This is a genomic window from Nonomuraea fastidiosa (assembly GCF_042751225.1).
Classification (GTDB): Bacteria; Actinomycetota; Actinomycetes; order Streptosporangiales; family Streptosporangiaceae; genus Nonomuraea; species Nonomuraea fastidiosa.
The window spans coordinates 6141930-6154074 of the sequence record NZ_CP170570.1 but is presented as its reverse complement, the minus strand read 5'-3'; the positions used below and the strand labels follow the sequence as shown (position 1 = coordinate 6154074).

Here is a 12145-nt window from a genome sequence, read left to right as displayed (position 1 = left end):
CAAAACGCCGATCCCACAGGAGATACTGAGCAGATGGCACGTGACGGCAGGCCGATCGACATCTTCGTCAGCTACTCCCCGGCCGACACGGCCTGGGCGACCTGGATCGCGTGGGAGCTCGAGGCGGCGGGCTACAAGACCATGATCCAGGCGTGGGACTTCGTGCCCGGCACCAACTTCATCGACTTCATGGACCGCGGCGTCAGCGAGGCGAAGCTCGTCGTGGCCGTGCTCTCGCGCAACTACCTCGGCTCGCGCTACGGCCGCATGGAGTGGCAGGCCGCGCTGCGCGCCGACCCCGACAACCCGTCCAACAAGCTCGTCACCATCCGCCTGGAGGACGTGCCGCTCGAAGGGCTGCTGTCCACCATCACCTGGGTGGACCTGCTGGGCGTCACCGACCCGGGCCAGGCCAGGGCGCTGCTGCTCGGCCGGGTCAGGGAGGCGCTGGCGGGCCGGGCCAAGCCCGAGGTCCCGCCCGCGTTCCCGGACGGCTCCTCGGTGCCGGCGTCCGTGCCCGCCCCGCCGCCGGCCCTGCCCGCCCTGCCCGAGTCCGCCGAGCCGGCCAGGGCCAGGCGCAGGCCGGTGACCGCGCCGACGTTCCCGCCCGCCGCGGCCACCGGGCGCGGGCGCGAGACGATCAGCGTGCTGCACATCGGCGGGCCCCGCTTCGGCCGGGCGCTGCCCGACCCGGGCGACCCGTTCACGCCCGAGGACATGCAGGCCCGCATCTGGGCCGACCTGACCGCCATGTACGACCGCGGCATGCCGCGCCCCGACCTCATGGTCATCGCGGGCGACCTCACCGAGTCGGGCACGCTCGGCCAGTTCGGGCAGGCCACCCGGTTCGTCACCGACCTGCGGCTGCTGCTCGGCCTGGAGCCGCACCGGCTCATCCTGCTGCCCGGCCCGCGCGACGTCACCAAGGCCGCCGCCAGCGCCTACTTCCTGACCTGCGAGGCCGACGACGTCGCGCCGCAGCCGCCCTACTGGCCCAAGTGGCGGCACTTCGCCTCCCTGTTCGGGGAGGTCTACCAGGGGCTGGACGACCGGGTGTTCGACGGCGGGCAGCCGTGGACCATGTTCGAGGTGCCCGACCTGCAGGTGGTCGTGGCCGGGCTCAACTCCACGATGGCGATGAGCCACCTGGAGCGCGACGCGTACGCGATGATCGGGGAGGCGCAGGCGGCCTGGTTCGCCGAACGGCTGCGCCCCTACGAGGAGCGCGCGTGGCTGCGCCTGGGCGCGATGGGCCACCCGCCGGCCGAGCTGCGCGACGCCGCCACCTACGAGCGGCTCCTCGGCCACCGCCTCAACCTGCTCTTCCACGGCGGCACGGGCCCGGCGGGCGAGGGCCATATCGCCGCGCCGCGCGCCGGGCGGCACCAGGTGATCGAGATCGGCCCCGACGGCCTGCGCACATGGCTGCCCGACGCGGGCCGGCCCGAGCGGGTGCGCGCCAGGTGGCGGTCCGCGCAGACCACGTTCACCGGGCAGACCCCGCCTGCGCCGCCGCCCGCGCCCGAGCCGGAGCGGCGCGCGCCCAGCCCCGTCGAGCTGCTGCTCGACCGCATCGCCGAGGTGTGCGAGGCGCGGCACGAGCGGGCCAGGATCCGCAGGTTCGACACCCACCTCGTGGTCACGCACCCCGAGGACGGGTTCGTCCGGCAGACCATGATCGGCGCGTACGTCGGCGAGGTCACCGCGGAGAGCGCCGCCGCGTTCGTGCGCACCGCCCACGCCGCCGGGCTGTCGGCCGAGCTGGTCTATCAGGGACCGCCCGCGCCGCGCGCGGTCCGCGACGACCTCATGCGCAAGGGCGTGCGGCTGCGCAGCTTCACCGAGTTCCAGGGCCTGCTCGACCTGAGCGGCTACGTCGCCGAGCAGACCGCGCGGCTCACCTCCGACCGCCGCTACCCGCCCAGCCTGTACGTCCCCCAGCGCTACCGCGAGCTCGACCGCCCCGGCAGCCAGGTCAAGGCCGGGCTGACCGACGAGCTGATGCGGCTGCTGTCGGCCGACCACGGCCGTTTCGTGCTGCTGCTCGGCGACTTCGGCCACGGCAAGACGTTCGCGCTGCGCGAGCTGGCCCGCCGCATCCCCACCGAGCTGCCCCACCTGACGCCGATCCTCATCGAGCTGCGCGCGCTCGACAAGGCGCACTCGGTGGACGCGCTGGTGGCGGCCCACCTGGCGAGCCACGGCGAGGAGGTCATCGACCTCAAGGCGTTCCGCTACCTGCTCAGGCAGGGCCGCATCGTGCTGCTGTTCGACGGGTTCGACGAGCTGGTGACCCGGCTCACCTACGACCGCGCGGCCGACCACCTGGCGACGCTGCTCGCCGCGGCCGAGGACAAGGCGAAGATCGTGGTGGCCAGCCGTACGCAGCACTTCAAGTCGCACAGCCAGGTGCTGACCTCGCTGGGCGAGATGGTGGGCGTGCTGCCGCAGCGGCGGGTGCTCGGCGTCGAGAACTTCGCGCCCGACCAGATCAGCTCCTACCTGGCCAACAGGTTCGGCGACGACGCCGAGGCGGGCGCCCGCATGGCGCTGATGCGGGAGATGGAGGACCTGCTCGCGCTGGCCCAGAACCCGCGCATGCTGAGTTTCATCGCCGACCTCGACGCCGACCGCCTCCGTACGGTCGCCCAGGCCCGCCACACGATCAGCCCGGCCCTGCTGTACGAGGAGATCCTCACCTCCTGGCTGACCTTCGAGGAGCGGCGGGCCAAGGTTCCCGGCTCCACCGGCGGGCTCAGCGTGGACGAGCTGTGGCAGGCGGTGACGGCGCTGGCGGTGCGGCTGTGGGAGTCGGGCGAGTCGCTGCTCGGCATGGACGAGCTGACCGAGATCGGCGAGACGCTGACCGACCTGGCCGACGGGCAGCTCACGGCCGCGCACGCGGCGTTCCGCATGGGTTCGGGCAGCCTGCTGGTGCGCACCGAGGAGGGCATGTTCGGGTTCATCCACACCTCGGTGATGGAGTGGCTGATCGCCCGCCACATCGCCGCCACCATGGACGGCCCCGAGCTGCTGTCGCGCCGGCCGCTGTCGGCGCTGACCGTGGAGTTCCTGTGCGACCTGGCCGACGTGCGGGCGCTGCGCGCCTGGGTGAACGACCCGCCGCAGGACGACGTCTCCCGCGCCAACGCCGTCAAGATCGCCGCCAGGCTGCGCACGCCCGCCCGTACGGACCTGCGCGGCGCCAACCTCAAGGGCGAGGACCTGTCGGCCCGTGACCTGCGCGAGGTCGATCTGACCGGCGCCGACCTGTCCGAGGCGACGCTCGTCGGCACGAACCTGTCCAGGGCCGTGCTGCGCGAGGCCCGCCTGACCGGGGCCAGGCTCGACGGCGCCCAGCTCACCGGGGCCGACCTGCGCGGCGCCGACCTGTCGGGGGCCCGGCTGGCGCGCGTCGACCTGAGCGACGCGGCCGTCGAGGGCGCCCGCTGGCACCGCGCCACGCTCATCGACGTGACCGGCACGCTGCCGCGCCTGCCCGGCGCCGCCGTGGTGCCGGGGCAGCCGGTCGAGGTGGAGTTCGCCCCGGCCGGCATCGGCGTCCCGTACGGCTACCACTTCCAGAACAGCCGCCTGCCCGAGCCGATCGCCTACAGCCCCGACGGCGCGACCATCGCGGTCGGCAACGAGGACGGCGGCGTGCTGCTGTGCGTCGGCGGCGCGCCCGTGCGCACGCTCCAGGGTCACCGGGGCCGCGTCTACGCCGTGACGTTCGCCGGCGACCTGATGGCGACCGGCGCGAGCGACGGCGTGGTGCTGCTGTGGGACGCGCTGACCGGCGAGCCGGTACGCCGCCTGGACGGCCACCCGGGCGGCGTCTGGCCGCTGCGGCTCAGCCCTTCGGGCGACCTGGTGGCGGCGGGCGGCGGCGACGGCATCGTCCGGGTGTGGGAGAGCGCCACCGGCCGGCTGCTGCACGAGCTGGCCGGGCACCAGGCGCCGATCTACACCGCGTCGTTCGGCCGCTCGGCCCTGGTGACCGGCGACGCCGCGGGCGTCGTGCGCGTGTGGGACATCGGATCCGGGCAGATGAAGGAGACGCTGGGCGAGCACCGGGGCAGCGTCTACCGCGCCGTGCACAGCCCCGACGGCAAGCTGCTCGCCACCGGCGACGAGGCGGGCACCGTACGCCTGTGGGACACCGCCACCTGGACCCGCCTGCACGAGCTGACCGGCCACTTCGGCAGCGTCTACTCGCTGGCGTTCTCGCCCGACGGCACGCTGCTGGCCAGCGGCGACACGGCCGGGTCGGTGCGCCTGTGGACCTCGTCAGGCGAGACGCGCGGCGTGCACACCACCCACGCCACCAACGTCTACCAGGTCGCCTTCAGCCCCGGCGGGCAGATCCTGGCCAGCGGCGACGCCAACGGCGTGGTGCGCCTGCAGCGCGTCGGCGACTCCGGCAAGGTCGAGCTGACCGGGCACCGCAGCTCGGTGTGGCCGTTCGTGTTCAGCCCCGACGGGCAGCAGCTCGCCACCAGCAGCAACGACGGCACCGTACGCCTGTGGGACCCGCAGACCGGCCAGTGCCAGCGGGTGCTGCGCGGCCACGGCCGCCGCATCTCCTCCGTCGCCTTCAGCGCCGACGGCTCGATGCTGGCCACCAGCGGCAACGACGGCATCGTGCGGCTGTGGGAGCCGCGCACCGGCCGCCGGCTGCGCGAGTTCACCGGCAGCTCCGACCGGCTGATCTCGGCGTCCTTCTCCCCCGCGGGCCCGGTGCTCGCCACCGCCAGCAACGACGGCGGCGTGCACTTCTGGAACGCCGCGACCGGCGACTACGAGCGCGAGCTCAACGCCGAGACCGAGCACGTGTGGGCCGAGGCGTTCAGCCCCGACGGCGACCTGCTCGCCACGGCCAACGACGACGACACGGTACGCCTGTGGTACCGGCCGACCGGGCGGCTCTCCGGCAACCTGGCCGAGCATCGCGGCAGGGTGCGCTCGATCGCGTTCAGCCCCGACGGCGCCTACGTGGCCACCGGCTGCGACGACACGCTCGTCCGCGTCTGGCACATCCGCACAGGACGCCGGGTCGCCGTCCTGGAAGGGCACACCGACCGGGTCTACTCCGTCTCCTACTCCCCCGACGGGCGCCACCTCGTCAGCGCCGGCAACGACGGCCGGGCCATGGTGTGGGAGCTGCCGCCCGGCCTGGCGCCGCGCCTGGTCCACACGCTGCGGCACGAGGGGCGGCTGTGGAGCGCGGCGTTCAACGGGACGGGCTCACTGCTGGCCACCGGGGGCGACGACGCGCTCATCCGTATCTACGACGCCGCCACCGGCGACCTGCGGCGCATCCTGGCCGGGCACAACCGCCGCATCTGGTCGGTCGCCTTCAGCCCCGCACCCGACTCCGAGCTGCTGGCCAGCGCCGGCGACGACGGCGTGGTCATCCTCTGGGAGGGCGACCGGCGGCTGGCGACGCTGCTGGGGCTGCCCGAGGGGTGGGCGGCCATCGCGCCCGACGGCCGCTACAAGGTGCAGGGCGAGCCGGGCGGGCAGTTCTGGCACGTGGTCGGCATGGCGCGGTTCGAGCTGGGCGAGCTGGACGCGTACCTGCCGGAGGTGCGTCAGGTGCCGCTCGACGAGCCGTTCTAGTAGACCTCGATGCGGTCCATGCTGATCACGGTGCTGCCCGAGGCCGGGTTGCGCTCGCCGGTCACCCGGACGCGCAGCGTGTGCGTGCCGTACGGCAGCACCGGGCTCAGGTAGTTGAGCTGCTCGCCCACCCGGATCCCGCTGTAGTAGTCGACCCGCTGCTCGGGGCCGCCGTCGATGGAGATGGCGGCGATGCCGTTGCCGCGGTCGCGCACGCTCAGCAGCGCAACCCGGCTGCCGGTGAACGTGACCGTCGCCGTCGCGCCCGCCTGGCCGCTCCAGTGATCGTTGCCCCAGAAGCACTGGTTGCCGCAGCCCGAGCCGGACTGCCAGGTGCCCGCGTACGTGACCTGCGGGTCGAAGTCGTTGATCACCGAGGTGGCGGCGCCGGGGTCGCCGGACGGCAGCCGCTGGGTGGCGCCGGCCGCGAGCGGGCGGCCGAAGTTCGGGGTGCCGTCGGCGTTCCAGGTGAAGCGCTGCACCCTTGTGGTGCGGAAGTCGTAGGTGTAGGTGCTGGTGTTCTTGGCGTGGTAGGCGATCCAGTCCTCGGTGCCGTCGGGCGAGCGGAAGAACGAGTGGTGCCCGGGGCCCCACACGCCCGTCTCGTCGTTCCTCGAGAACACCGGCCCCGGGTGCTGCCGCCAGTTCGACGCCACCATCGGGTCGGCGCCGTCGGCGATGCTCAGCATCCAGAGCTGGTAGTCCGGCTTGCCGGTGTCGCACGTCGAGTAGGTGAGGAACGTCCGGCCGTTGCGGTAGAGCGGTGTCGGTCCCTCGCGCACCTCGGGGCAGCCGCCGTCCGCCGGGATCGCCACCCGGCCGCCGGTGACCGTCCACGGGTTGCTCATGCGGGCGATGTACAGCTGCGCGGGCCCGCCCATGCCGCGGCCGGGGCCCGCCCAGACGAAGTACATCTGCCCGTTGTGGGTGATCGGCTCGCCGTCGATCGCGTACTCGCCGAAGTCGGCGATCTTGGCCTTGAACGCGTACGGGCCCATGGGGTCGTCGCCCGCCGACTCCAGGACGTACATACGGTGGTTGGCGTCCACCCCGTCCGACGCCGTGTAGTAGATGTACCAGCGGGAGCCGACGTGCCGGAAGGCCGGCGCCCACATCTGCTTGTCACGGCTCGCGTCGCCGTCCCGCCACACCACCTGCTCCGGCTCGGCCAGCAGCGTCGCCAGGCTGCGCGACCGCCAGATGCCGATCCGGTCGCCCCTGGTCGTGGCCACGTAGTAGGAGCCGTCGTGGTAGATCAGGCTGGGGTCGGCGGAGGGGTTGACCGGGTTGCGGAACGAGTCGGCCGCGCGCGCTGTGCCGGGCTTCGGCTCGTACGAGGCCGCGTGGGCCGAAGTCGCTACGGCCTGGTCCCGTGGCGCTACGGCCTGGTCCGGTGCCGCTATGGTCTGGGCCGGTGGCGCTGCGGTCTGGGCCTGTGCCGCCGCAGGCTGGGCCGGTGCGGCCGCGGGCTGGGCCTGGGCTGATGCCGTTTCCGCCTGGGCGGGTGCATGGATCGACGGGCTCAGGGCGACGATGAGTGCGGCGAGCACCACGTGAGCGGCCCGCCACGGCGACGTGCGCGGCATCGGCGATCCTTCCACGATCTTGCCGGTCGATCTTTCTGATCGTCAGGGAAGGATGTCATGCCGTCAAGGCATCTTGGGGACAGACCCTTGCGAACAGGGCATGCACGGTTCTCAGTCGAGGACCGCCTTCAAAGGGCTCAGGCTTTGAAAAGCTCAGGCTTTTAAAGGGCTCAGGCTTTTGAAGGGCTCAGGCGCAGAGGGCGACCGCAGAAAGGCGCGCAGGCTCAGGCGTGGGCCGCACGGCGCAGCAGCTCGTCCCAGACCTCGTTCACACGGGCGTCCAGATCTTCCAGCGAGCCGTCGTTGGGGATCACGATGTCGGCGGCGGCCAGCCGCTCGTCCCGGCTCGCCTGGGCGGCGATGCGGGCCTTGGCGTCGGCCTCCGCCATGCCGCGGTATGCGGCCAGGCGGCGGATGCGCAGCTCGTCGGGGGCGTCGACGACGATCACCACGTCGTACATGGAGGCCAGGTTGTTCTCCACGAGCAGCGGCACGTCGTACACCATGATCGTGTCGTCGGGGGCCGTACGCTGCAGCTCCGCCACCCGCTCCCCCACCAGCGGATGCACGATCGCGTTGAGCGCCGCCAGCTTCTCCGAGTCGTTGAAGACGATCGAGCCGAGCTTCTCCCGGTTGAGCGAGCCGTCGGGACGCAGCACATCCTCGCCGAACGTCTCCACCACCCGCGCCAGCCCCGGCGTGCCGGGCTCGACCACCTCGCGGGCGATCACGTCGGCGTCTATCACCATCGCGCCCTTGGCCGCGAGCCGCTTGGACACCTCGCTCTTGCCGGAACCGATCCCGCCGGTGAGCCCGATCTTCAACACGCGGGAAAGCCTATCGCCCGCCATCCCCGCCGGTGCCTCAGGCCGCCGGCTCCGGCGTCATGCGCAGGTGGATCAGGGTCAGGTGGTCGTCCATGCGCTCGCGGTGGGTCTCGCGGTAGCCCAGCCTCCGGTAGAACCGCAGGTTGGCCTCCGACAGGTGACCGGTGAACAGGTCGAACGCCTGCGCCTGCGGCACCCGCTCGTGCAGGGCGCGCAGCAGGGCCGTACCGATGCCTCTGCCCTGAAGGTCGGGGGCCACGATCAGCCGGCCGACCAGGCAGGTGGTGCCGGCCAGGCGGCCGCGTACGGCGCCGACGATGCGGCCCGCCTCGACCGCCTTGAGCACCACCGCGTCCTCGATGACCTTGCGCACCTGTTCGAGCGACTCGACCAGCGGCGGGATGTAGGGGTCGCCGTACAGCTGGGCCTCGCTGACGTAGGCCGCCCGCTGCAAGGTCAGGACCTCGCCCGCGTCGTCGGGCACCGCCTGCTCGATCACCACCCGTCGCAGCCTACCCTCAGCGGTCCTCCCCCGCCGTGAGCTCGCCGGGGCACACCGTACGCGGCTTGGGCACCACGCCGTTGACCAGGAAGTCGTGCACGCGTGCCCGCAGGCAGGCGGCCCGCAGCTTGGCGGCCCCTTGCAGGAGGTACGCGTCGTGCCCGTCCCCGTGCCACAGCACCACCGCGCCGGGGATCTGCCTGGCCAGCCGAGCCGCCGCCGCAGGCGGGCTCACCACGTCGAGCCGCCCGATCCCGACCAGTACAACCGCCCCTGACCCTCTCTCAGCGGGTCGCGCAGCACGACCGCTTCGTGACGCACCACGATCGGCACCCGCCGACCCGCCGCCACCGATGACCGCCGACCCACCGCCATCGCCATCCGCCGACCCGCCACCACCGATGACCGCCGATTCGCCACCACGGGTCCGGCCCACCTCACCATCCACTTCGCGGCCGGCACCCGCGTCCGGGGTTGCCGCCGAGCCGGTGGCACTGCCCTGCGGCCCGCGACCACCTCTGAGCAAGGGGTCACCACCACCGGCCTCCGGTTCGCCGCCACTCCGGCCCACGGAGCCGGCATCATCACCGGCACCACCTCGGGGCGAGGAACCGACGGCGCCGACCTCCGACCCAGCACCATAGCGGGGCGAGGCGCCGAGGCCGCTGGGCTCAGAAGCGTCACCGCCTCGGGGCGTGGGGACGGTGGCACCGGGCTCCCATACGCCGCGGCCGTGGGGCGAAGGGCTGGTGGCGCCGGTCCGCGCCGACCGGCTTCCGGCCGCTCCCGAAGAGGCCGGCCCTCGCCGCTTCCGGCTGACGCGGGCTGCCCGCCACCTCCGGCCGGCGCGGACTCGTCACCACCTCCGGCCGGCGCGGACTCCTCAGCACCGGTCAGCCGGGACCGGTCGATCCGCAGGGGGTGAGGCCGCCAGCTCGGGCGGGTGTCCAAGCCGAGGCACTTGCCGACCTCGTAGCGAGCGGTCAGCCACCCCACCCGAGGTGCCACCTCACGCAGCCGGGACTCCATGCGCAGGAAGCTCCGGTAACCGGGCACGACGGGCATGAAGTCGTGGCAGTGCATCGCACGGGAGACGGTGGCAGGCGCGTCAGGCCGCCGCACGGCGGCGAGCGCCGCCAGCGCCCGGACATCGCCCTCCTCTGCAGCGGCGAGCGCCCTGGCCAGCTCCGGCCACCGCCGCGCTTCAAGCCCGGCAAGCACGGCGGCGGTGATCCTCCGCTCGTCGATCACCCGCCCGGCCCGGACGCCCTCCCCCGCCCGCCCACGCAGCGCATCACGCCCACCCGGCAGCCGCTCATGCTCCTCGTCGCGTGCCGCACGGTGCTCCGAAGGCGACCTCTTCACCGCGCCACCACGCCCAGGAGCGACGGCCGACGGCTCCCCACTCAGCAAGCCGCCATCGACCAAGGGCGCCGCACCCAGCAGCCGACCGAGCCGAGACCCCCCTACCAGAGGTTCTTCGCCGAGCAGCCCATCGACCCGAGGCTCCACCTCCGAAGAAGCACCGCCACGCGACCCCCGGCCCCCAGAACCCGCAGCCGAAGCCGCCTCACCGATCAGACCACTCACCTCAGGACCCGCCACCAGAGGCGCCGCGCCCAGCAACCCTTCAAACCCGCGAGCCGCCGCCGAAGGCGCTTCCCCAAGCAGCACATCCACCCCAGGACCCGCCTCCCCAGGACCCGCCTCCCCAGGACCCGCCGCCGCAGGCACCCTGCCGGCCGGCCCACCGGCTCCGCCGCCCGGCACCGAAGGCTCCTCGCCGGGCAGCCCACCGTCACCAGTGCCCGCCGTCGAGGACTTCCCACCGAGCAGGGCATCGCCACCGGGGCGCACCGCCTCTGGAGGAACGAGGCCGACCAGCCCGCCGACCCCAGAAACGGCTACGCCAGGCGCACCGCCCAGCAACCCGCCTAGCCCGACGCCCGCGACCAGCGGAGCCTTGCCGAGCAGGGAGCCGAGATCAGGGCCGGAAGCGGAACGGGGCTCGCCAAGAGAACCCGCACGCACATGCCCGCGTGCCGCCGGTGTTCCGGCGGGCGCGCGCTCCTGCCCGGAACCCTCCGGCAGAGGCACGCGCTCGTGCCCGGAACCGACCGACAGAGATTCCTGCCCGGAACCGACCGACAGAGACGCGCGCTCCTGCCCGGAACCGACCGACAGAGACGCACGCTCCTGCCCGGAACCGGCCGACAGAGACGGGCGTTCGCGTCCAGGTTCAGCGGGCGAAGGGGCGGGATCACGTCCAGGCCCAGCGGGCGAAGGAGCGAGTGTTTGGCGCCCGGGACCAACGGACGAAGGAGCGAGTGTTGTGCGCCCCGGATCGACGGACGGAGAGGCGAGGTCGCGTCCCGGACCAGTAGGCAGCGGGGTGCGTCCGTGCTCAGGCTGGACCGGCAAGGGGGCGCGTTCGAGGAGGTCGTCCAAGACCGCGATCGCATCGCCGTCGAGCGGACACCCCAGCCGACCGGCGCACCAGTCGCGGAAGGAGCGCAGCCGCCGCTCGGCCGCACGGGCGCGGGCGATGAGCCGCCTGCCCAGGCTGGGCTCGGAGTGATCGGGTACGCCCTCCAGGTACATCCGCCCGACCTTGCCGGGGAACAACTCCAGGTACGCCTGCCCGTAGACGGCCCCGTACCCGTTGCCGAAGTACCGCAGGCGACGCTCGCCGAGCGCGTCCCGCAGGACGTCGAGGTCGTGTGCCACCTGCCAGGCCGTGAGGCCGTCGTAGGCGGGCCCGGAGGCGATCCGGCAGCTTCTGTCATAGGCGGCGTTGTGACCGGCGTAGGAGCGCCATGCGGCCTCTGTGGAGGCCAGCTGGAGCCTCCGGGGGTCGGGCGGCGGCACGGAGCAGCGCACCATGGCGGTGCTCCCCCGGTCACCGATGCCGCGCGGCTCGAAGAGCACCACGTCGAACCACCGGGCAAGCTCGCTCACCGTGTCGGGCCGGGCGCGCACGCCCTGGATGGTGGAGCCCTCGCCGGTGTTCACGATCAGCGGGCCCAGGCTGCGGCGCGGGTCGCGGGCGGGCAGCCAGGCCAGGTCGATCTCCGTACGCGTCCCGCCGGGCCGCTTCCAGTCGACGGGCACCGAAAGTCTCCCGCACCTGAGCCCGTCGCCGCACTCCCGCCATCGCACCCGCCCGAGCCGGCCGTTCGCCGCGCCGGGCGGCTCCGCCCACAGCCCGCCATCGTCACGCCCTCTCGGCGCGTCCGCCGGGTCCGCCACGCCCGACGCGGCCGGTACGGCGGCAGCGAGGACGGCGATGACCGCCGTGAGACCCGCCGCCGCCCGGATGACCGGCTGAACCATGCCCACGTACGTCGCTCCTGACAGTCGCAGCCACCAAGCGCCGCCCAGTTTGGCAGCGCCCATCACCACAGGTCACAGGTTTGCAAAGACCCTCAAGTAAAATCTCGGCGCGCCAGCCGACGAATCCGGAAAAGTTCGCTCATGTCGTGTGCGAGTCAAGCGGGCTGACGACTCGCAACACGCCGCCGGGGTTCCAACGCGCCCGGTGAGCGAGGAGAAGCACGCCCCAGGGCGGCAAAAGCAGCCCGCGTCTGCGACCGCCGGGGCCTGGGGGC

General features: G+C 73.2%; 6 protein-coding genes. 2 read left to right on the top strand and 4 right to left on the bottom strand.

Annotated elements, in window-relative coordinates:
* The first annotated feature begins 33 nt into the window (after window positions 1-33).
* Window positions 34-5622, top strand: coding sequence for a TIR domain-containing protein (locus ACFMQL_RS28315; RefSeq protein ID WP_378787839.1), 5589 nt, complete (start codon window positions 34-36; stop codon window positions 5620-5622).
* Here ACFMQL_RS28315 and ACFMQL_RS28310 read toward each other — a convergent pair.
* The 4 genes from ACFMQL_RS28310 to ACFMQL_RS28295 all read right to left on the bottom strand — a co-directional run bounded on the left by ACFMQL_RS28310 (window position 5619) and on the right by ACFMQL_RS28295 (window position 8973).
* Window positions 5619-7208, bottom strand: a complete 1590-nt coding sequence (locus ACFMQL_RS28310; RefSeq protein ID WP_364054581.1) for a glycoside hydrolase family 43 protein — start codon at window positions 7206-7208, stop codon at window positions 5619-5621. The two genes, ACFMQL_RS28315 and ACFMQL_RS28310, sit on opposite strands and share 4 nt — an antisense overlap.
* Before the next feature lie 224 nt (window positions 7209-7432).
* Window positions 7433-8035, bottom strand: a complete 603-nt coding sequence (gene coaE, locus ACFMQL_RS28305) for a dephospho-CoA kinase (protein WP_364054584.1) — start codon at window positions 8033-8035, stop codon at window positions 7433-7435.
* 37 nt (window positions 8036-8072) lie between these two features.
* Window positions 8073-8534, bottom strand: a complete 462-nt coding sequence (locus tag ACFMQL_RS28300) for a GNAT family N-acetyltransferase (protein ID WP_364057482.1) — start codon at window positions 8532-8534, stop codon at window positions 8073-8075.
* A gap of 19 nt (window positions 8535-8553) precedes the next feature.
* Window positions 8554-8973, bottom strand: coding sequence for an alpha/beta hydrolase (locus ACFMQL_RS28295; protein ID WP_378787838.1), 420 nt, complete (start codon window positions 8971-8973; stop codon window positions 8554-8556).
* 2445 nt (window positions 8974-11418) lie between these two features.
* On the opposite strand from ACFMQL_RS28295, the gene ACFMQL_RS28290 reads away from it, so the two are divergent.
* On the top strand, window positions 11419-11865 hold the full coding sequence (locus tag ACFMQL_RS28290; RefSeq protein WP_378787836.1) for a hypothetical protein: 447 nt from the start codon (window positions 11419-11421) through the stop codon (window positions 11863-11865).
* The last annotated feature ends 280 nt before the right edge of the window (window positions 11866-12145 follow it).